Here is a 20,055-nt window from a genome sequence, read left to right as displayed (position 1 = left end):
CTCCCATACCAGTGAAGTCAGGATGTTCAAGAGATCACGCAGTGGCCCGCTTTTGATGCGCCGTCCGTGGCCCTAATTTCACCCGTCGACGACAGTTGCAAGCCCTCCAGGGCTGAGTACGACGCCAGCCCCGTACGAACCCGACGACCAGCAGATCCGGTTGCAAGCCCTCCGAGGCTGATTACGAGCCCCGGAGGGACCCGCGCATGGAGACATCTACCAGGTGCAAGCCCTCCAGGGCTGATCACAGCACGGGCTTCGCCCCAGCCCCGGTCGTGTGGGTCGTGCTGCCAGCCCTCCAGGGCTGATCACGACCTCCGCGGCAGCGCCGGCATGACCCTGGCCTTCGCGTTGCAAGCCCTCCAGGGCTGATCACGACCCGGCCGCGTCGCCGCCGCGCTGGCCCTGTCCTTCGGTTGCAGGCTCTCCGGGCCTGATCACGACTTTGGCGGCGGCCTGGGTGGTGGAGCTGGAGCTGCGGTTGCAAACCCTCCGGGGCAGATCACGACGCTGGTCCAGGTCGGCGCCTACGACGACCCCGACCGGTTGCAAGCCCTCTAGGGCTGATCACGACCCGAGGGTAAAGTCCCAGCTCAGAGCGTCCATGGGTGCTGCCATGGGTGACGGTTGTGCAGCGACTGTGCGGTACTGCAGCGGTGCTGGTCACAGGATGTCGCCGGGGCCGCCCAGGGTGGCGCCGAGGGTGGCGGTGTCGATCATGTCCGGGGAGCGGGCGGTGTAGGTCACGATGCTGTCGTAGGTGGGGTCGATGGCGGTGTTGAGGGCGTGGGTGAGAGCCCTGTACTGGGCTTCGGTGAGTTCACCCTGGAACACGCTGCGCTGGGTCCAGTGGAGGTATTTGCGGCAGGTCTTCAGGACTTTCGGGTTGCGTTCGACGGCGGTGTCGTAGACCAGGATGACGAACATCAGCGTCTACCACCAGGGCCGGAAGGGCTTGTAGGGCGTGTTCTCCAGGCACAGCCGGACGAGTTTGAGGGCTTCGAGGTGAATGAGTTCCTCGTAGCTGACCTGCCGCTTGAGCGTGCGGTGGTACACCGTCGTCACGAGCTCGTCCCGTACGAGGGCGGCGATCTTCTTGCGGCCGTCCGCGCTGAGGGCGGCGCGGCCGACCTCGGTCTCGAAGTCGCTGGGCTTGAGGTGTTTCTGGCTGGCGGCGCGCCGTAGCAGCCGTTCGGCGAACAGGGGTTTGAAGGGTTCGGCGAGGTCGAGGGCGAGGGTGTTGCGGCGACGGTCGGTGTCGGCGTGGAGGAAACCGATCGCAGGGTGGAGCGGGGTGCTACGCAGGGCGGTGAGGACTCGGGCGTAGACGAGGGCGTTGAGGTAGCTGATGAAGGCGTTGCCGGCGTTGGTGGGCGGGCGTCGGGTGCGTCCGTTGAGGCGGAGCCAGGCGGGGAGTTGGGTGTCGAGGACGGCCCAGGCGGTGCGGCGGAAGTTGCCTTCCTGGCCCATGAGTTCGTCGGTGTCGTGGCAGTCGGGTAGGGAGGTGCGCAGGGTTTCGAGTGCTGGGTCGAGGAGGTCGGTGTCGAGGGCCCAGCGGAGGTTCTCGGCGGTGGCGAGGAGGAGGGCGCGGGCGCTGGGGAGGCGTTGCTCGGGGTCTGCGGTGATCTCGACTTGTCGGCGGATGACGGTGGCGGAGGACATGGCTTCGGCAGGTGCGAAGTGGCCGGCGTGGTTGCCGTAGTGGTCGAGGACGTGGACGGTGACGCCGTGGCGGCTGAGGAGGGACATCGCGGAGGTGTTGAGGTCGACATGGTCGAAGGTGACGAGGTCGCGGATGTCGGTGATGGGAATGTGGACGGGGCTGCCGTCGGGGCGTTCGATGCGGATGCTGTTGTCTTCGCGGCGGATGCGGCAGGGTTCGGTGAGCCAGTAGGTGCGGCCGGCGGCGGGCATCAGGTTCCCCAGCAGTAGTCGAGGTAGGAGCAGCCGCGGCAGGCGGCGCGGGTCTGGCGGTCGGGGGGTGTGGTGGAGGCGATGACGGCGCGGGCTTCGTCTTCGGCGGCCTCGGCTTGGTCCCGCGCTTCCTCGTTCCAGGGGACGTCGGTTGTGCGGCGGATGAGGGGGTAGTGGACGATGCCGCCACGGACGTTGACTCCTCGGCGTTCGAGGAGCAGGCAGTAGTGGCGGACTTGGGCGTCGTGGGCCGGCGAGGGGCTCCGGGACGACTTGGTCTCGTGGATGACGGCGCCGGCGGTGACCCAGTCGATGCGGGCTTCCCCGAGGTCGACGTCCCGCCTCCGCGTGAACGTGGTCTCGCTGACGACTTCGCCGAAGGCGACGAGGTCGCTGGCACCCTCGGGTCGGTAGCCCCTCATGTAGAGCCAGAGTTGGCGCGGGCAGTGGCGCAGGTACTTGATGTGGACGCCGCCGAGGCCCTGATCATCCTGGACGGGGTTCGTGGGGATGGGTTTCACAGGATGGTCTCCGGCTCGGCAGGTGGGCGAAGGCCCAGGACAGGGTCGTACTGGCCATCGATGAGGTGGATGCCGAGGGCGCGGTCGAAGGTGGCGTTGTAGATCTTCAACTGGCCGTAGCGCAAGGGGATGAGCAGGCCGGCGGCGAGCAGCGGGTCCGCCTCCTTGCCGACCGCGAGCTCCCGGTATTCCTGAGCGTCGTCGCGGTGGAGGACTTCGACGGTGTCGAAGCGCTCCCCTAGGTTCTTGGCGTGTTCGGTGCGGTCGTGGAAGGGGTCAGTGAAGGTGAGGAACTCGGTGGTGAACCCGTCGCGGGCCTGCCGTGCCCTGGTCGCCCAGCCGTGGCCCCAGTCGGTGTCGTAGGCGAGTGCGAGGAGGCGGTCGATGTCCTGTTCGCTGAGGGTGCTGACACCTTCGGCGACCAGGGTGGTGAGGGCGGACCAGGCGGCGTCGACGGCCCCGGAATCGTAGGGGCGGTGGCTCTCGGCGCGGTGGACGCGGAACTCGACCGGCCCGTCCGGGTGGAGGCCTCGACGGTTGACGCGTCCGGCACGCTGGGCGACGGCCTCAACGGGGGCGTTCTCTACCGCGCCCCGGTCGAAGTCCAGCTGCAGGGAAACCTCGACCGTCTGGGTGGCGACGACCAGGCCGCCGCGGTGGCGTGGTTCGTCGGGCCAGCGTTCGCGGTGGCGTCTCAGCAGCCGGATCTCAATCGCGTCGCGGTCCCGGTTCTTAAAACGGGAGTGGAGCAGGAGCGCGGCGTCCGACGCATCGGGGCGGTGCTGCCGGGCGTGGTCGGCGAGGACAGCGAAGAGTTCCTGGGCGGTCGCGACGGTGTTGGCGACCACGAGGACGCTGTGGCCCTCGTCGAGCCAGTCCTCCAGGCGCGCAACGCTGTCCTGGTGCATCAGCGCGAAGTCGTCCACGACGAGGCGGTGCCGCACCGGCGCTGTCCCGGGCTCTGCCCGGTGGCAGGTGACCGGCTGCTGAAGGCTCTCGTCGACGATGGCGAGCAGCGGTGGGGCGAGGGTGGCGGACAGGACGGCGATCCTACTGCCGAGTTGTTCCCACAGTCTCATCGCAGCGCACAGTCGGCCGAACGTTTCGGGGTCGTAGGCGTGGAGTTCGTCCAGGACGAAGAGGGAGTTGGCCTGCTCCAGGAGGACCGAGGAGTGGGTGGGGCCCGCGATGGCCGCGGCGAGGAGTTGGTGGGGGGTGGCGACGCGCAGGCGCTGGGTGAACAGGCGCATGGCATTGGCTCGCGCGCGGGCCTTGCGGGCATCGTCCTTGGTGGGTCCGCAGCATCCGTCGTCCTCCAGGGCCTCGGTGAGCAGGGTGCGGGCGAGGGCGCCATGGAGGAGGCCGATGTCGGGGTGGCTCTCCCCTACGGCCGGTTGGAGGATGCTCTGGAAGCGGCGCCTGGCGGCGTTCAGGGAGGCCCTGTAGGGCAAGGTCCACACGAGGCGGGGCAGGCCGGACATGGCGGACAACTGCGCTGCGGCCCAAGCGAGTCCGGCCTCGGTCTTGCCGCTGCCGGTGGGGGCGATGAGGACCAGGTGCCCGGTGGTTTCGGCGGCCTGCTGCTGGTGGCGGTGCGGGGTGTACGGAAGCCGGGCGAGGTAGTCAGTCGGCAGCGGCATGTGCGTCTGGAGGTCCACGTGGGCGGAGCCGGCGTGGTCGGCCAGGGTGAGCGCTCCCTGAGCCAGGACGGCGAGCAGGCCTCGGTGGGCCTTCACCGGGAGTCTCCAGGCATTGAGGACTTCCTGGAGGAGTAGTCGGGCCCGGTCGCCGAGCACCGGTTCGTTCGGTCCTGGTGGTACGGGTTCGGTGCCGAGGAAGCCGGCCAGCCAGGCGAGGAGTTCCTGGTGCAAGCCACGTGGCACTTGCGGCCGTCGGCCGTCCGGACCGTGCACGTGGCCGAAGGCGTCCTCCCAATGGGTCCGTCCATTGTAGAGGCGCGACAGTGCGGGCTTGCCGCCGCCGAGGGAGGACGCCGCGTGGAGCGGCCGATGGTGACTGGCGACGAGCGTGGCGATCAGCAGGCGCTCCTGACCACTCCACCCCGCTGCCTGAGCCAGGAGGTCGACATAGGCCAGGGAGAGGACCTCGTGGCGCTCTCCCCAGGGTCCACCTCCGGGTTCGAGCTGCCGCTGGAACAGTTCGGCGATCTTGCCCGAGTCGTGCAGCAGTGCCGCGACGCGAACGACGGTCCAGAACATCGGCTCGGTGGCGATCACGCCAGCGGCTCCGATGCGCACCTCTAGCTGGACGACCGCGTCGTGCACGGTGCGCAGGTGGGTGGTGAGGCGCTCCGGGTCGTCGCGGGGCAGGGACTTGGCTCGCAGGTCGGTGAGGGCGCGCCGTCGTGGTGGGGTCAGGGGGTCAGGAGCCATACGGCTTGCGTGTCCTTGAGCAGGTGTTTGTTGTCGGTGGGTACTTCGCGGTAGGCACCGCGGACCGGCGCCGTACCGACGGGCTCGTCGCACCACAGGTACGGCGACCAGGTGGTGGTGAGGCGGTCGGTGGAGACGGTGTCGGCGAGGCGGTGCTCGTGGGCGGAAGGCACGTCGTGGCCGTCGGCGGGGGCGAGGGCGTGGCCTACGACCGCCCGCTCGGCGGGTTCGAGGAGGACCTGGGCGAGTCCGGTGAGGTGGACGAGGTCCTGGGAACGGCCCAGGCGCAGGCCGTGGCGCGGCCGGCGCAGTGCTCGGGCGAACCGGTCGCCATCCGGTTCGGGGAGCCACAGGGTCAGGTGGACGTCGGCGAGGAAGGGCCGGTCCTTGGCCGTGGTGCCGCCCTTTCCGGCCCGAACGCGGCCCCCCGAGGCCGGGTTGCTGCCGTCGGCGGCGATTGGGTGGTAGGTCTCGGTGTCGGTGCCGTGGCCCGCCGCCCAGGCCGCCATCCCGAAGATGAAGGGTTCGGTGTACGCGCCGGTGGCGGCGGCGAACAGCCCGCGGACGGTGGACGGCGGCGGCACCGGGAGGATGCGGGTGACACCGGGGAACAGCGGGTCTCGGAAGGAGGCCACGGGCGCGTGGAACGTCGCACGCAGCGCCCGGATCGGGCCGCCCGGTGGCACCGGGCTCATCGCAGGTCCGGGTCGTCGAACCAGCTGTCCAGTCGGCCCTCGCGCAGGTCCTCCGCGAGCTGGAGCAGGACGGTGCGGGGGTGGTCGATGACCATGCTGCCCTCGGCCAGTTCACGCGCGCACTGCTTCTCGAAGTCCTCGCGCGCCTGGTCGCGGAAACCGGGCCGCCATCCGATGCGGACTGGAGCCTCCCACTCCCCCGCCCACGCTTCGAGCTCCCGGACCAGGACGTCACCGCGCACGCGCACCCCCGTATCGGGGTCGCTGTCGATCACATTGCCCAGCGGGTTGATGCCGCCCTTGAAGGGGACGAGGACCATCAGGGCAGGCACCCGGTCTCCGTAGTGCAGAGCCTGCTTCGCGCCACCGCTCAGGTACGCGATCGCCTCGGGCAACAACGCGGCCCGGCGGCGGCGCTCCTCCAGCGGTAGCCGCACGGCCGGCTGGTCACGGAACGGGCCCGTGGTGGCGCCGAGCGCGGCGGCCTCCGCCACCTGAAGGGCCTGCTCCTGCGTGAGGTAGTTGGGCCGGCCCACCCCGTCCGCACCAGGCAGGGTGAAGGTGCCGATCCTCGGAAGGTCGAGCAGGAAGGGCGCGGCAAGGTCGGCGGTGTAGAACTCGTGGCCGTGGAGGACGGGTTCGGTCACGCCGCGAGACATGACGCCGAAGTCCTCGGTCGGGTAGACGGGTTCGACGGACATGAGGGTACCGAGCATGAACGGGCTGTCGCGCAGCGTTGTCGCCGCGTCGTCCTTCTTCGCGCCGGCCCGCATGTAGCCGAACAGGTCATCGTCCGCGTAACGGGCCGGATCGGCCTGGGTGTTGGCCTTCTGCGCCTTGCCCTGGGCCCTGCCGACCCTGGTGACGGGGGACGGCACCGAGCCGCGCTCGACCATGGTCTCCCGGATCCAGCGGCGCGCCGCCTGCGCGGAGACGTACGGGTGCTTGCGGCCCCTGATCCTCGCGTACTTCACGCGGGACATGGTCTCCTCGCCCCGTCCGTTGTTGGGTGCCCCGGCCTGCACGGAGAGCACCATCATCCCTGCCAGGTAAGCCATTTAGGCTTGCTCCATCTCGTAGTCGTGGTAGCCGTCGTACTCGTCGTCACGGACTTCGGCGAAAGCCGGCCGATCCACCAGCTCCTGGATCTTGCGCTCCTGCTCCGGGTCGGTCTCCTTGCCGCCGACCACGACACCTCGTTGCTGGAGCATCACCGACACCCGCGCGAAGAGAAGCATCCGCTGCTCCCAGGCCCGCGGCTGGCGTCGGATCAGCGGCTTCCACAGCTCCGGTCCCGCCAACGGGGTCTTGTTCCCGTCCAGTTGTAGACGTGTGTAGGCCTGAACCAGGAGCGAGCCGAGCTGGTAGTCGCTGAGCGCGGCCTTGCGGTACTCGGCCAGGCGCCCGCGCGGGCTGGTGCCCCGGGCGATCCACTCGGCGATTAGCGTCGCCACCGGTTCAAGATCCGTTTCCATTCCGAAGACCTCCTCGGCGTAGGTGAAGGCGAGCCGGACCAGCGCCTCGCGGTCGGTGACGCTCCATGCGCCGTCTGCGTCCGCAAGGACACGGTGCAACTGTCCGAGCAGCGGTCGGCTCCGCCCGTCCTCGGCCTCGAACAGCAGCCGCGCCGCCTCGCCCGAGCCGCTGGCAGCGATCCGCCCTTGGCTGTCGTATCGGTTCAGGGCGAGGCTCAGCAGCTGCCAGCCGCGGCGCAGTGGCGCGTTGCCGTCCACGGCGGCGAGGAAGGCCGGGACGGCGCGCCGGGTCCGGGTGACACGCAGCCAGGGGTCCTGGTTGTCATTCTTGAAACTCCACAGAGTGGTCGCGCACAGGCCGTCGGTAGCGTCCCGCAGCGCGGTAAGGACGACGAGTTCGGGCCTCGTCCCGGCGGGCATCCCGGTGAAGCCGGCCTGCATCACGCGCCGGGCGCGCCACACGTTGCGACGGGCGAATTCCCGCTCTGCCGCGTCCTTCTCGCAGGACAGCACGGTGGCTGACCCGGCCGTCACCCAGGCACCGTAGGGAAGCGCCCACATCGCGATCCGGCACCCCCGGCAGACCGGCCAGCCGGGAACACCGGGCGGCAGGGTGTTCAGAGCCTTGCTGGTATCGAAGAGTGGCAGGTTGGACTTCGCCCACACGACCGCCGTGCCGACGGTACAGAACGTGCATGGTCTCATCATCCCGGCATCCGACAGGTCCGGGGCGAAGAGCCTTTCGATCTCCGGCCTCAGCACGTCCGGGTCGGAGGGCCGCTTGCTGTGCGTGGCCTTCGAGTTCGGGTAGAGCGCGAACAGGACCTTCCACCAGTCATAGCGGCTGGTGTCCTTGGGCGCGGCCGCGGCTGCGAGCACGTCCGCCGCCAGAATGGACGCCACAGTGTCCAGATCCGCGACGCTCACACGGCTCGGGTCCTCACGCTCGGCAATGACCGCCGTGGCCCAGGCGCCCGCCCGCTGCAGCGGGTGGCCGGTGGCGACGAGGGAAGTCATCGCACCCACCCGAACCCCTGGATCGTGTCCAGGCCCAGGCCCCAGGACCGGATCGCGTTCACGAACCGGCCGTCGGCCTCCATCGCCACCCGCACCCGAGCCCCGATCCGCGGCGCCCCGCGAACCGTGAACCGCCGCCGGGGGCCGGCCTCCAGGACCTCAATGCCACGCGGGGCCGGCAAGCCCAGCACGTCCGCCTTGTGCGCCAGGTTGTGCTGCAGGCGGTCAAGATAGTGTTCGTCGCCCGGCAACAGGTTGCGGTCCTCGTGCTTGAGCACGACCGGTGTCATGGTCTCCAGTTCCACCGGCGCCTCCCCTACCGACAGCACCGCATCCATGTCCGCCGCAATACCGCGCACCCGCAACCGGGTCGCTCCCCAAACCAGTTCCTCGGTCCCGGCCAGCGCCCTTACCAACACCGACGCGATCTCCGGCACCGGCGACCCGAACCACACCGACCCGTCCCGCGACGTGGAGTACACGCCCTTCCTGCGCGGCGCCCCCGGAAACACCGGACCGGCTACCCCCACCGGCTTCAACGGCTTCCCCCGCCACCCGCCGTCGTGCAACGCCCGCGCCAACGCCTCGTCCTGGCCACCGAGCAACCCGTACACCACACCACGCGCCGCCCCGTGCACGTCCTCCCACCGCACACTCGACGCATCCGGCGTCACATCGACCCTCAGCCGCACCGCACTCTCCCGTACCCGCGTGTCGCAACCCGAACACGTCGCAAGCTAGTTGGACGCGAACGATCGACATCGCATTCCTCGCAATATGAACCAATAGCTAGCCTTATGTGCTAGAGGCTCCGGGACCTCCGCCGGCCTCTTGACCAGAACAGCGTCCACCACAGAAGCACCGGATCCAAAGCATCCTGACCTGCGGCGATGCACTACCGGCGAGTCGCCGCAACAGCACTGCCGCAAGCAAGCCGCCCACGCCCCTGGGCCTGGTGCTTTACCCTCGGGTCATGATCAGCCCTGGAGGGTTCGCAACCACGCCGCTGTGGGACCCGCGGGAAATCAAGGACTAGTCATGATCAGCCCTGGAGGGTTCGCAACCTGATCCGCGCGAACATGGCGGTCAGCAGGCGGCGCGTCATGATCAGCCCTGGAGGGTTCGCAACACATGCCCGTCACCGACCAGACGGGCACCACGACGCGTCATGATCAGCCCTGGAGGGTTCGCAACACGGCATTCGGGATCCAGTAGGTACCGTCCTGGTGCGTCATGATCAGCCCTGGAGGGTTCGCAACACGGCCGGACTGACCGCCTTCAACTTCGGCGCCAAGTCGCGACCAGCCCTGGAGGGTTCGCAACGATGTCACGGTCAGGCCCAACCGGGTTGGTCCCGGGTCGTGACCAACCCTGGAGGGCGGCCGTTAGCCTTGACGAGCCGACACTAGTACGGTGCCACGGTGGTGCCAGGCAGGTTCGTTCTCATCAGCCCTGGAGGGCTCTCAACGAGCGCGCCATCGGGTCGGTCGAGAGGCCAGCGGCGGCAAAGCCCTGAAGTCCATGGGTGGATACCGCCGCTGGCCTACACGCTCATCCGACCCTGACCAACGAGCTCCGCGACCGACGCGGCATCTCCCCTGAACGGTGCAGGTTCACTCCGGATGACAACTCCATCGGAGCGAGCTATGGCGTCAGTCGAGGATCTCGTCTCGGCATCACATGGCTAGCCCATCGCGACAGGCGTCCCACGATCGGGTGCACCTTGGCTCCCTCTAGGACCGCTCCCCAGTCACAATCATCGTTCGACACATGGCGACTCACCTGGGGCTTAAGCGACTTCGGCAAGCAGAAGCCATCTCATAGCGGTGAGCGATCCTCATAGCGAGCCATCGACGGACTCCGATACTGGTACCGCCCTGAGCGCGTTGAACCAGCAATACGCGCGACTCGTAGCTAAACCTCTGCTTCATGGAGGGAAGATCAGGTGAAGGCCTCGGGATCCGTTCTCCCGTTCGTCTGCCCGCCGCTACCTGCATTCGTGGTGCCGGACAAGGCGATTGCCCACGTAGCGCCGTCTGCATCAGAGCATCCGGGTTGGCGCCGCGAGCGACCCGTTCGGAGACCACATCCGCTCACCCCCATGTGCGTGCGCTGGCAGGCAGATGTCGCCCAGAGATGGGGGCAGCAGTTGGAAGCCTGGGGATCTCCTCTGCCGGAGGCCGCGTGCGCCCTGAGGTCGGGTACCGAAGGTCTGCCGGAACCACTGGCCGTCGCCTGTGGAGTAACTCGACTCCAGGCACCGTTGATTCCCCGGGCTCCCGGGCGTGCTGGCGCGACCGGTCGTTTCGGGGGTAGGCACGCGCAGACTGGGTGTCAGCCTGCGCGTGATCTACACCCCTCCAGCTTGTCGATCCACTGGAGGATAGAAGTGCACTTCCTGGAGTTGCCGTGGCATGACGAAACGGCGATCAAGGTCGCAGGGATTGTCCTGAGCGCCGTGTTGGAATGGTCCCTTCAGCTCATCAGGGACCACGCCAGGCGGCGGGCGGATCTGCCGTCTGACGCAGCAGTGGAGAGGCCCGTACGGCGTCCGCGCCGTTCCCGGCGGTCGCCGCGTCGGGTGGCCGAGTTGAAGCGGTCGAGGGCTCGGTTCGACCGGGCCCCCAAGCTGCGTCCGGAGGGCGGTGGCCGAAGCCGTGCACAGCGGCGCCGGCCCGGGCAGTGTCGCCGCCCCAGCAACCGTGCCTCTTGACCTACAACAAGTGGCCGACCATCTTGGGTGCCCGGTTGCCGCCTGGCGACCGGGCACCCAGCCATGTCAGGTCGTCGGTCGCAGCCAGCGTCTCTGCGTCCGCGAGGTCAGCAGGTCCGGTATGGACCCGATCTGGCTGAACCCGTTCCTTATCTACCCCGAGCCCACGGCATCTGTCTCGCCGCCACCAAGTGGTCTACGGTTCGACGGACTCCCGCATGGACTACATCCCGCCAGCCGTCATGTGAAGCCACGGGTCAACACCACTGCCGACGGGCCGGCCCCGTCTCCGCCGCCCCGGAGATGACCGGCGGCGACGTCTTCCACGCCACGCTCGCTGCCCTCATGCCCCGCGAACGTCGTCGCGTATCGGCCACCTTGCGGCGGTGCATGGGCCAGAGGGTCGAATCCCCATCGTCGAGTAGTTTGCACCAGCGCGCGAACCGGTGACCGGCGTCACCTAGCCTTGAGCGATGAACCTGAGCCTCGCGTACCGGACCGCCGAATCGCTGCTCTCGGACATCCCCCTGCGCTGGGCGCACTCCTGCCGGGTCTTCGAGCAGGCCGGAATGCTCGCCCCGGTGTTGGGGGCCGACGAGGAGGTGGTGCGCGTCGCCGCGATCCTTCACGACGTCGGGTACGCGTCCTCGGCAGTCGACACCGGCCAGCACATGATCGACGGCGCCCGGTATCTGCGCCGGATCGGCGTCGATGCCGAGGTCTGTTCGCTCGTCGCCTACCACTCCTCGTCGGAGTGGGAGGCGGCCGAGCTGGGCCTGTCGGGCGCGCTCGCGGAGTTTCGCCGGCCGCCGTCGGAGCTGCTGGACGCGATCACGTACTGCGACCTCACCAGCGGCCCCGACGGCACCGTGGTCGACCCGGTGTCCAGGCTCGACGAGGTCCTTCGCCGGTACGGCACCGGCCACGTCGTCCACCGCGCCGTCTCCGCAGCCCGCCCGGCGATGCTCGCCATGGTCGACCGGGTCGCGAAGCGGCTGGCCGAGTCCGGAAACGCCTGAGTCAGCCGACGTGCGGCGCTTCCTCATTGCGGAACCCGTGGTCCAGTCGGAGTCTGGTCGTCGGGGCGATGTCCATCTCTTCGAGTTCCGCTCGTGGCACCCAACGGACTTCGAAGGACTCGGAGCTGACGGCGAGCCGGCCTCCGACCGGTCTCGCCCGGAAGCACAGAGAGAACTCCTGGCGCACCTCCCCGTCGGAGAACTCGATCACGTGCCCGGGGTCGCTGTACGTGCCGACGAGGCCAGTGACCTCGACCTCGATGCCGGTCTCCTCCCGCACCTCGCGCACGACAGCCCCCGGAAGGTTCTCGCCGATCTCCAGGACCCCACCCGGCATTCCCCAACGACCGTTGTCGGAACGCCGCTCCAGCAGGAGTTCGCCGCGCTCGTTCAGCACGAACGCGGTGACGGCGGGAACGATCCGCTGGGCCTTCGGGGCCTTCGGATCGTCGAAGTAGTCGGTACGGCTCACGATTCCTGCCTCGGTAGCGGGACGGCACCGGCCCAGACCTTCTCGAAGCTCTGCCGGTAGGTCGAGACCAGCTGGGCGCCGGCAACACGGCGCAGGTGGAGCACCGGGGTGAGCGGCGCGCTCACCCCGTAGATCTGGGTGTTCACCAGCATCTCGTCGTCGAACCAGTACAGGGAGTTGTGCAGAGTCGATCGGTGCGTCCGGAACTCGATGCCGGGTGTTCCGTAGAGCGGCCGGTAGAGCTTGATGACCTCGCGCACCTTGTACGCGACGCCCTCGCCGAGCTCCTCCTCCTCGCCGCGTCGCGCGACCTCCGAGCTCTCCGGATCACCGAGCAGCAGACGAACCCGGACTCCCGCCCGGGCCCGTCCGGTGAGGATCCGGTGCCAGCGCGGGTTCTCGGCAAGGTGGACGCCGGCGTGAACGAGAACACCGATGTCCGTCGTGGCGCGCTCGGCGAACTGCAGCCACAACTCCGCCGGTACGGAGGAGCGGTGGGGATAGACGTGGACGATCTCGGCGTCGGCCTCGTCCAGGCGCTGGGTCTCGGACTTCGCGTCCGGCCAGAGGTAGTCCTCGTCGGTCTGCAACTTGGCCGCCGCCGCCTGGCGGTGCCGCCGGTACGGTTCACGGCTCTTGAGGATCCAGCGCTCCACCGTCTTGGCATCGACACCACAGTGCTCTGCCAGTTCCTGCTCGGTGACCCCGCGGACGACCAGCGCCGACCGAAGGCGTTCGTTCGCCATGGCACTCCCGGGTGGGACGTCTTGGGACGTACTGAGACCTCAGGACGATACCGAGGACGTCCCAAGACGTCCAGCCAGAGTCTGATCATGTCCCGCTCCTCGCAGGCATTCTGAGTTCCCGTCGCCCGACCGCGTCAAGTCGGCCGGCCCGAATCCACCCGCTCATCTGCGGAGACCTGCCATGAACCCGCGCATCCTCAGCACCGTCGTCAACGACCTCGCCGGCACCGCCGGCGTCCTGGCCGCCATCCACGTCAGCCCCGAGGGACTTGTGCTCGGCGCCTCCCCCGGCGTCGAGCGCGACGAAGCGGACCATTGGGCCGCCGTGATGGCGGCCCTCAACCCCGTGAGCAACCACGACACCGAGATCATCGGCCGCCACAACGCCGAGCCCAGCCCCTGGGGGCACAGCATGATCGAGGACCGCTCCGGCCGGACCCTGCTCCTGGTCGGCGCCGCCGACGGCTCGATGCTCGCCGCGGTGTGCGCAAGGACTGACCAGCTGGGCGAGGTCGCCTTCCGCCTCGTCCAACTGGCCGACGACGAGCTCGCTCTGACGGAGGCGGCGTGAAGACGACCGCCACCGCCAAGCGCGGCGGGGCACCTCGACTGCCTCTGCCGCTGCCCGACCTCCTCTCGGCCGTCCACGTCCTCGACCCCCACAGCCCCGGCGTGGCAGGCCTGGCCTCCTACCTGGCCCGGAGACACGCTCGGGTGACGGTCTCACCGCCGCACTCCGATTCCCGCCCTGACCTGCTCCAAGGGCTCGAACAGTGCGGTGCCGGCCTTCGGACGGCCGACCCCGGGACGGCCTCGCTGATCTGGGGCGGGGACAACACCGTCGTCCACGAGGCCGTGGACCACGCCGTCGGCCGAGGCCTTCCCGTACTGGGCTACGCGCGGGCCGTCGAACTGCTGGCCGCATTGGCTCCGACCACGGTCGCCGTCGCCGGCAGCCACTCCACCACCATGGCCGCCGCCGCGCTCACCTGCGCGCTCGTCAGCCGCGACCCCAGGTGGATCCTCGCCGAGGCGCCGAAGGGGGACGCCGCCGGCTACGACGGCGGCGGAGAACTCCTGGTGGTGGACCTCTGCCCGGACAGTTCCAGCCACGACGCCTCGCCTCCCGGCTGGCGCTTCCGGTCCCTGGGCGAAGGACTCAACCCGACCGTCACGCTGGTCACCGCTGCGGACGCCGCACCGCCGTACTGGTGGAACCAGCCGGACGCGCTGAGCCACATGCAGGCACTTGCGCTACGGAGCGACACGGTGGTGGTCTGGGCCGGACAGCCCGGTTGCCAGCAGCTCGCGGACCGGCTGCGCCGACGCCGCCCGGGCCCGAAGGTGGTGACCGTCGGTCGCGGCGCCGACATGGACGTGCAGGTCCTCGGGAGGTTCTGGACCGGAGAGGACCACCGCGTCACCGTCCGGGCGGGCGACGAGCAGCACACCTTCACCGTGCCGGTCACCGGGACGAACTCCGCCATGGCGGTGGCGGCGGCCTGGGCCGCGGGCTGGACGATCGGCATCCCCGGCCACGAACTCGTCGACGGGCTCGGCGCGTTCGCCGGCGTCGAGCGGTCGCTCTCCCGGCTCGGCACCAGCGGCGGCATCGACGTCCTGGAATCCAGGGCCGTACACCCGAAGGAGATCGAGGCCGACCTCCAGGGCGCCCGGATGCTCACCGAGGGCGCGGTGGTGGCCGTGTACGAGCCTTCCGGGCACCTGCGCTCGAACGCTCTGGCCGGTCTGATCGCCGACGCCCTGACCGCCGCCGACCGGACGGTACTGCTGCCGGTCCACTCGACGTTCCCCGGTCACCATCACCACGCCGACGGCGCCGAGAGCATCCTCAACGCCGGTTCCACCGACACGGTGATCCGCCACGAGCCCGGCCTGGGACAACCGGGTCCCGAGGCCCTGGTCGCCTCCCTCGTCCAGCGGGGAGACCTGGTCTTGACCATCGGCCCCCACGCCGCCCGGCGGATCGGGCCCTTGCTGCTGGCCACCCTCGACCGGCCGTAGCCTCCCCCTCCTCCCCCGCTTCTCCCGGAGATCCGCCATGCCCACCGCCCTTCCCGACAAGCCCGACCTGTCCGAGGCCGATGTCCTCCTCCTGCAGCAGCTGGCCTGCGGAGCCCTGCACGGGGCGATCAGCCGGGCCAGTGGAATCGAGCAGGTCAGGGTCGGCGCCGCCATACTCACCCTGCTGACGAAGATCAACGCGAGGTCGCGCTTCCACGCCACCGCTCTGGGCGCGGGGTGGGGCCTGGTGCAGGACGCGCACGTGATGAACCCCACCGGCAACCCGTTGTCCGCTCAGCACGTCGCGGTTCTTGCCGGGCTGGTGGGCGGCGAGGATGCGGCCGTCACCGCGGAGCGCCTGGACCTGACCGTGAACACGGTGAAGACCTACACCCAGACCGTCCTGAGGACGCTCGGGGTCCGATCGAGGGAGCAGGCGACCGCGGCGGCCGTTCTCGGCGACCTGGTGCCGCTGCGAGCCCTCGGCGTCGGTTGGCCGGCCGTGAAGCTCAGCCGACTTCGGCAGCAGGCGAAGGCGGTCTGATGCAGACGGAAACGGCGTCCATGGTGCCGGCTGCGGAGCTCGTCGCGGTGTTGGACAGGGTCGGTCTCGGGATGACGAACGCGGCGATCGGCGCGGCAATGAATCTGAGTGTCGGCACCGTCAAGAACCACTTGCGCGAGGCGTGCGACCGGTTGGAGACGGCGAACCGGATTCAGGTCTTCGCTCGGGCGTGGCAGTCCGGCCTGCTCACCCGCTCGGCCTCGGTGGGCGCTACGCCGGCACTCACGGACGAGCAGACGCTGATCGTGCGGATCTGGGCGGCGGGCGGGCACCGGACCGATGTCGCCCGCGCGCTTGAGGTCCGGGAGCACGCGGCAGAGCTCTACGAGGACGCCGTGCTGAACGTCTTCGACACGCGGACGCGCGTTGCCGCCGTCCGCCGAGCGCTTGAGCACCAGCTGATCGATCCGGCCGGGGACACCCTGGCCGAGCTCACCACACCCATGGCGGCCGATTCGGGTCAGGGCCGCACCAGGCACCACCGGGCGAAGGGAGCAGCCGATGTATCCGGACCCGTGACAATGCCCCCGGCAGAACCGGACCACCGCTCCGATCCGCTGGTGCGCGCCGTCGCGATGCTGCGGTCCGCGTGTGGTCTGGTCGTACACCTCGGCGCGCTGGCCGGCCTCCCGGAAGTGCCGTCGCTGGTGGGGGTTCTGGCCGGGGCCACGCCTCCCAGGGCAGCGCCGACCGTCGTGCGTCTGGTGCACCAAGCGCTGGCCCTCGGCGTCCCATGCGCTCTGGTGCTTCCTGCCGTGGCGGTCGATCCGGACCGTGCCGTCGCAGTGATCGGGCTGGGAACGGCCTGGTCCTGCGCCGTACGCCAGGACGCGTACAACGGCTCCGCCGCCTACGTGCTCGCTGCCCACCGGCTCGGCGTGACGACCGATGACCTCCTGGTGGTGTGCACCGCCGATCAGGCACCCGCGGCAGCGGACGCCGGGTTCCGGCGGGTCCTGACGACCACGAGCGTCGTTCCGAAGACGGAGCCTCGACCTGCTCCCGTGCCCGAGCTGAACGCGCTGGAGCGGCAGATCGCCGAGCTCGCCGCCGAAGGACTGGCCATCGCCGAAATCGGCGGCCGGGTCCATGCCGGGGAGTACCTGGTCCGACATCGTCTGGCCGACCTGCGCCGACGTGCCGGCGCCGTGGACGACGCACACCTGGCCGTCCGCCTGATCACGACGAAGCTGATCGACACCGAGCGGCTGCGAACCGGGCTGCCCGACCGCGTGCCCGAGCTGGATCAGGTGGGGCGAGCCGTGATCACGCTGATCTGCACCGGGACGATGAGCGAGGCCGGGGCGAACGGCGTCGGGCTGAGCCTGCACGAGGCCCGCACCATCGAGGCCAGGGTCGTGCGTGCGCTCTCGCCGCGTCGCAGCCGCGCCCATGCCGCCGCCGTCGCCCTCCTCACCGGCATCGTCACCCTGCCTCCGACGAAGCCCGTCCCCCGTCATGGCGCCGATGGGTCCGGCGCCGTGAGCCCGACACCGAGGAAGGGACAGTGACCACCGCTCACCGGACTCGCAGTCCACGCGTCCGCCTACCACTCAAGGGATGTGCTCCGTCGTGTTGATCGTTGTCCCGTCGTCGGGCTGGAGATCAGGCCGCTATCTCGGCTCGCAGCCGTTCCAGGGCGCCGTCCGCCTGTTCCCTCACCTCGGGCAGACGGCGGCTGGCCCGGACGACGCGCTGGAGCTGGTGCGGCAAGCGGTGAAGGGTCGCCTCGCCGACCGCCGCGCTGAGCTGTTGCGCCGCGCCGGTCGGGTCTCCTTTCCGCAGCAGCACCTCGCCAGCGGTGATCGCCGCGATGATCCGCCATTGGGGGGTCGCTCCGAGGCCGGCGGCCGGTGCTCCGTCGAGCTGCCGGACCGCTTCGGCAACCCGGCCGGTGCCCATGAGGCCCCGAAGCCGGACCTCGTGGAGGGTGAACTCGGAGAACAGGGCAGTGGGTGCCACTTCGTGCAGAAGCCGAAAGCCGTCGTCGATCGCGGCGTCGAAGACGGCGGCGTTCCCAGCGGCTCCGGCGGCGCGAGCGAGCAGGACGACGGCCTCTGCGCGTTCGGTGGCGGTGCGGGCGAAGTCGCGTGCCTGGCCGAGCCGGTCCAGCGCTCGCAGGTGCAGGCCGGCCTTGCGCAGTTCGTTGCCGTGGTGACGCAGTGCGTGGGCGTGCAGCGCCGGATTGCCCACCCTCCGGGCGACGCTAAGTCCCTTGCCGGTCCAGCGCGCGGCGGTGGCCAAGCGCTCCTCAGGGAGCACGTGGCCGAGCGCGACGCCGAGGCCGACGCGGGCCCGGGCGAGCAGGCGCACGGTGTCGAGGTCGGCATCGCCGTCCGCGGTTCGGGCCTCCAGGCGGGCGACCAGCGGCCACAGCTCGGCGACGGCGACAGTGGCCTGGCCGGACTGGCGGGCGATCTCGGCCAGGCGCAGCACGGAGTCGGCGAGCTGGATCACGAGTTGGTGGTCTGCGTCGGTGTCGTCGGTGATGCCCAGGCAGTGCGGTGGGAGGCCGAGGCGTTCGGCGATGTGCCGAAGGGCGCCGATGTCGGTGATGGTGCGCGAGCCCGTCTCGATGCGGGAGACGTAGCTGGTGGAGTAGCCGAGGAGGTCCGCGAGTTCCTGTTGCGGCAGGGCGTGGAGTTCGCGGTAGAGCTGGAGGATCTCGGGCAGGGCGCGACGGCGCAGGATGTCCTGGGCTCTGGGCGTGGTCCAGTGCCACCGGATTCCGCCGTAGGGGTCGATCCCGGCCACGGGTCAGGCCCGGTCGTGCAGTTCGTACCAGCGGGCGATGGAGTTCTTGTAGCCCTGCGGCATGACCAGGCCGGGCACCTCCTCGCAGTGGAAGAGGCCGGCTTCCTTGTGCTCGTGGCTGACCACCGGGGCCTTGTGCGCGTCGGTGGCAGTGCAGCCGTAGGTGACGATGAAGACCTTGCGGCCGGGGATCGGCTCGTACATCCACACGTCGAGCAGCGGGCCGACGGTCGCCGTCCAGCCGCTCTCCTCGTGGATCTCGGTGACCACCCGCTGTTCGGGTGTCTCCGTCCGCTCCAGCTTCCCGCCGGGCAGCTCCCACTCCTGGCGCTCGTTCTTCAGCAGCAGCACCCGTTCCTGCGGATCGAGCACGACGCCCTTGATGGAGATCGGGAAGGTCGTTGGCACGTAAGGCTGTTCGGTCTGTCCGGTCATCGCTTCTTCCGGGGCGCGCAGGCGGTCACGGGCCCGTCGACGGTAGCAGTTGCACGATGGCGTGATGCCCTTCTGCCCGGTGATCGCGCTTTGACAATCTGTCACTTTCCATCGGGGCGGTGGGGCGTGGAGAGTGTGTCGCCTCCCACCCACTCGGTCCCATGAGGGGGATCCACCATGCCGTCTTCCAACAGCAACGGCACCAACGGCGAGGAGTTCACCGCACGCATGCTGGACGGAGCAGCGCGCGAGCAGGCGGGAGCAGTGCTGCGCAAGCACGGGATGCTGCGGCTCGCCAGGCTGGGCGGGCGCGACGACGTGCTCCTCGCGGCCGGTCGACTGATGTCCTCGCTGTGGAAGCACCGGGACGCCGACCCGGACTCGCTGACCGTCATCCGCGACACCGGCCGCCACGACAGACGGCCGGGCTTCGCCGGGCTGGGCCGCGGAGCACTGGCCCTGCACACCGAGTGCGCGCAGCACCCGTCCCCGCCCCGACTGCTCCTGCTGGCGTGCGCGCGGGCCGGCAACGCGGGCGGCGAGAGCCTGCTGGTCGACGGCCAGGCCGTCCTGGCTGAACTGGCTGCGGGCCACCCGGCCGTCATCGAGGTGCTCTCCGCGGAGCGGGCTGCCTACTTCGGCGGATCGAGCGGCCTCTTCGCGCCGGTACTTCAGCAGCTTCCGGGCGGCCGCTGGCGGTTGCGGCTGCGGCAGGACGCCCTCGCCCGTTTCTCACCCGACGCCGAGGCGCACCTGCCCGCCCTGCGCCAGGCCATCGACCGGAACACCCGCCGGTTGCGCCTCGCCCCCGGGCAGGGCGTCGTGCTGGACAACCACCGTCTGCTGCACGGCCGCACCGCCTTCTCGGGCGAGCGGCTGATACTGCGCGCGCTGGGCGAACCGCACCCCGCGCTGGGCCTCGGCCCCGGCTTCCCCGCGCCGTGGTCCGCGGCGCGCCCCGCCGGCCTGGGCAACCAGCCCCTCGCTGCAGAGCAATCGAACACCGACACGCGGCACTACCGCCCCACCATCTCCTGGTGACGCGGGGCGCACCCCGCGCCCCGGCTCCAGGTCCCGCAAGGGAGACCCTCAAGGAGGAGCCACATGGCTCAGAAGATCACGGCCGAGTCCAAGGCCACCATGCCCGAGGCCGTCGGCAGCGAGTTCGACCTCGACGTCCGCACCGTCGAGGCCGCCGACTCGGCCAGCCTGGAGGTGCTCACCGACGACGGCTGCGGCAGCACCTGCGGCGCCTGCACCACCGGCTTCCACTGATCCGCTCGGCGGTGCCGCCGGAGGATCGCTCCCTCC

The 20,055-nt window shown here is 69.9% G+C and carries 19 protein-coding genes and 1 CRISPR repeat array; of the genes, 7 read left to right on the top strand and 12 right to left on the bottom strand.

Features of this window, described 5'->3' with window-relative positions:
• Nucleotides 1-663 precede the first annotated feature (663 nt).
• Genes cas2 through cas6 form a run of 8 tightly spaced genes read right to left on the bottom strand, consistent with a single transcriptional unit; the run spans nucleotide 664 to nucleotide 8,707 of the window.
• The gene (gene cas2 / locus ACFV61_RS25960; protein ID WP_380494170.1) at nucleotides 664-927 is read right to left on the bottom strand and encodes a CRISPR-associated endonuclease Cas2; all 264 of its coding nucleotides are present in this window, start codon (nucleotides 925-927) and stop codon (nucleotides 664-666) included.
• A gap of 6 nt (nucleotides 928-933) precedes the next feature.
• Nucleotides 934-1,914 carry a type I-B CRISPR-associated endonuclease Cas1b gene (cas1b, locus tag ACFV61_RS25955; protein ID WP_380494168.1) on the bottom strand — a complete coding sequence of 327 codons (981 nt, stop codon included), beginning with the start codon at nucleotides 1,912-1,914 and terminating at the stop codon, nucleotides 934-936.
• Nucleotides 1,914-2,435, bottom strand: coding sequence for a CRISPR-associated protein Cas4 (locus ACFV61_RS25950; RefSeq protein WP_380494166.1), 522 nt, complete (start codon nucleotides 2,433-2,435; stop codon nucleotides 1,914-1,916). The genes cas1b and ACFV61_RS25950 overlap by 1 nt, the downstream gene beginning before the upstream one ends.
• Nucleotides 2,432-4,828 (bottom strand): CRISPR-associated helicase Cas3', encoded by a 2,397-nt coding sequence (gene cas3, locus ACFV61_RS25945; protein WP_380494164.1) that lies wholly within the window; start codon nucleotides 4,826-4,828, stop codon nucleotides 2,432-2,434. The genes ACFV61_RS25950 and cas3 overlap by 4 nt, the downstream gene beginning before the upstream one ends.
• Entirely contained in the window at nucleotides 4,810-5,523 is a 714-nt protein-coding gene (cas5, locus tag ACFV61_RS25940) for a CRISPR-associated protein Cas5 (protein WP_380494163.1), read from the bottom strand. The genes cas3 and cas5 overlap by 19 nt, the downstream gene beginning before the upstream one ends.
• Nucleotides 5,520-6,581, bottom strand: a complete 1,062-nt coding sequence (gene cas7i, locus ACFV61_RS25935; RefSeq protein WP_380494161.1) for a type I-B CRISPR-associated protein Cas7/Cst2/DevR — start codon at nucleotides 6,579-6,581, stop codon at nucleotides 5,520-5,522. The genes cas5 and cas7i overlap by 4 nt, the downstream gene beginning before the upstream one ends.
• Nucleotides 6,582-8,015 (bottom strand): hypothetical protein, encoded by a 1,434-nt coding sequence (locus ACFV61_RS25930; RefSeq protein WP_380494159.1) that lies wholly within the window; start codon nucleotides 8,013-8,015, stop codon nucleotides 6,582-6,584.
• On the bottom strand, nucleotides 8,012-8,707 hold the full coding sequence (gene cas6 / locus ACFV61_RS25925; RefSeq protein WP_380494157.1) for a CRISPR-associated endoribonuclease Cas6: 696 nt from the start codon (nucleotides 8,705-8,707) through the stop codon (nucleotides 8,012-8,014). Before cas6 ends, ACFV61_RS25930 begins: the two co-directional genes overlap by 4 nt.
• 278 nt (nucleotides 8,708-8,985) lie before the next feature.
• A CRISPR array of direct repeats spans nucleotides 8,986-9,338; the repeat unit is 29 nt; unit sequence GTCATGATCAGCCCTGGAGGGTTCGCAAC.
• 1,863 nt (nucleotides 9,339-11,201) lie between these two features.
• On the opposite strand from cas6, the gene ACFV61_RS25920 reads away from it, so the two are divergent.
• Nucleotides 11,202-11,747: an HD domain-containing protein gene (locus ACFV61_RS25920; protein WP_380494155.1), complete on the top strand. Its 546-nt coding sequence runs from the start codon at nucleotides 11,202-11,204 to the stop codon at nucleotides 11,745-11,747.
• Between the two features lies 1 nt (nucleotide 11,748).
• Here ACFV61_RS25920 and ACFV61_RS25915 read toward each other — a convergent pair whose 3' ends face one another.
• Together ACFV61_RS25915 and ACFV61_RS25910 are read right to left on the bottom strand one after the other, a co-directional pair.
• The gene (locus ACFV61_RS25915) at nucleotides 11,749-12,219 is read right to left on the bottom strand and encodes an NUDIX domain-containing protein (RefSeq protein ID WP_380494153.1); all 471 of its coding nucleotides are present in this window, start codon (nucleotides 12,217-12,219) and stop codon (nucleotides 11,749-11,751) included.
• The gene (locus ACFV61_RS25910; RefSeq protein WP_380494151.1) at nucleotides 12,216-12,965 is read right to left on the bottom strand and encodes a helix-turn-helix domain-containing protein; all 750 of its coding nucleotides are present in this window, start codon (nucleotides 12,963-12,965) and stop codon (nucleotides 12,216-12,218) included. The genes ACFV61_RS25915 and ACFV61_RS25910 overlap by 4 nt, the downstream gene beginning before the upstream one ends.
• Nucleotides 12,966-13,146: 181 nt before the next feature.
• On the opposite strand from ACFV61_RS25910, the gene ACFV61_RS25905 reads away from it, so the two are divergent.
• From ACFV61_RS25905 to ACFV61_RS25890, 4 genes are read left to right on the top strand one after another with little or no spacing between them, the layout of a single operon-like run.
• A complete protein-coding gene (locus tag ACFV61_RS25905) occupies nucleotides 13,147-13,536 on the top strand; it encodes a roadblock/LC7 domain-containing protein (protein ID WP_380494149.1) in 390 nt (129 codons plus the stop codon).
• The gene (locus ACFV61_RS25900; protein WP_380494147.1) at nucleotides 13,533-14,990 is read left to right on the top strand and encodes a hypothetical protein; all 1,458 of its coding nucleotides are present in this window, start codon (nucleotides 13,533-13,535) and stop codon (nucleotides 14,988-14,990) included. Before ACFV61_RS25905 ends, ACFV61_RS25900 begins: the two co-directional genes overlap by 4 nt.
• 37 nt (nucleotides 14,991-15,027) lie before the next feature.
• Nucleotides 15,028-15,534, top strand: a complete 507-nt coding sequence (locus ACFV61_RS25895) for a LuxR C-terminal-related transcriptional regulator (protein WP_380494145.1) — start codon at nucleotides 15,028-15,030, stop codon at nucleotides 15,532-15,534.
• Nucleotides 15,534-17,066 (top strand): LuxR C-terminal-related transcriptional regulator, encoded by a 1,533-nt coding sequence (locus tag ACFV61_RS25890; protein WP_380494143.1) that lies wholly within the window; start codon nucleotides 15,534-15,536, stop codon nucleotides 17,064-17,066. The genes ACFV61_RS25895 and ACFV61_RS25890 overlap by 1 nt, the downstream gene beginning before the upstream one ends.
• Nucleotides 17,067-17,160: 94 nt before the next feature.
• Here ACFV61_RS25890 and ACFV61_RS25885 read toward each other — a convergent pair whose 3' ends face one another.
• Together ACFV61_RS25885 and ACFV61_RS25880 are read right to left on the bottom strand one after the other, a co-directional pair.
• The gene (locus ACFV61_RS25885) at nucleotides 17,161-18,309 is read right to left on the bottom strand and encodes a helix-turn-helix domain-containing protein (protein ID WP_380494141.1); all 1,149 of its coding nucleotides are present in this window, start codon (nucleotides 18,307-18,309) and stop codon (nucleotides 17,161-17,163) included.
• 3 nt (nucleotides 18,310-18,312) lie between these two features.
• Nucleotides 18,313-18,744 carry an NUDIX domain-containing protein gene (locus tag ACFV61_RS25880; protein ID WP_380494139.1) on the bottom strand — a complete coding sequence of 144 codons (432 nt, stop codon included), beginning with the start codon at nucleotides 18,742-18,744 and terminating at the stop codon, nucleotides 18,313-18,315.
• Between the two features lie 177 nt (nucleotides 18,745-18,921).
• On the opposite strand from ACFV61_RS25880, the gene ACFV61_RS25875 reads away from it, so the two are divergent.
• Together ACFV61_RS25875 and ACFV61_RS25870 are read left to right on the top strand one after the other, a co-directional pair.
• On the top strand, nucleotides 18,922-19,785 hold the full coding sequence (locus ACFV61_RS25875) for a TauD/TfdA family dioxygenase (protein WP_380494137.1): 864 nt from the start codon (nucleotides 18,922-18,924) through the stop codon (nucleotides 19,783-19,785).
• A 99-nt stretch (nucleotides 19,786-19,884) separates the two neighbouring features.
• Entirely contained in the window at nucleotides 19,885-20,019 is a 135-nt protein-coding gene (locus ACFV61_RS25870; RefSeq protein WP_380494172.1) for an FxLD family lanthipeptide, read from the top strand.
• Nucleotides 20,020-20,055: the final 36 nt, after the last annotated feature.

It is taken from the genome of Kitasatospora sp. NPDC059817 (assembly GCF_042731835.1).
In the GTDB taxonomy this organism is placed as follows: Bacteria; Actinomycetota; Actinomycetes; order Streptomycetales; family Streptomycetaceae; genus Kitasatospora.
Note: the sequence above shows the minus strand (reverse complement) of the source record. Positions and strands in the feature narration are given on the sequence as shown.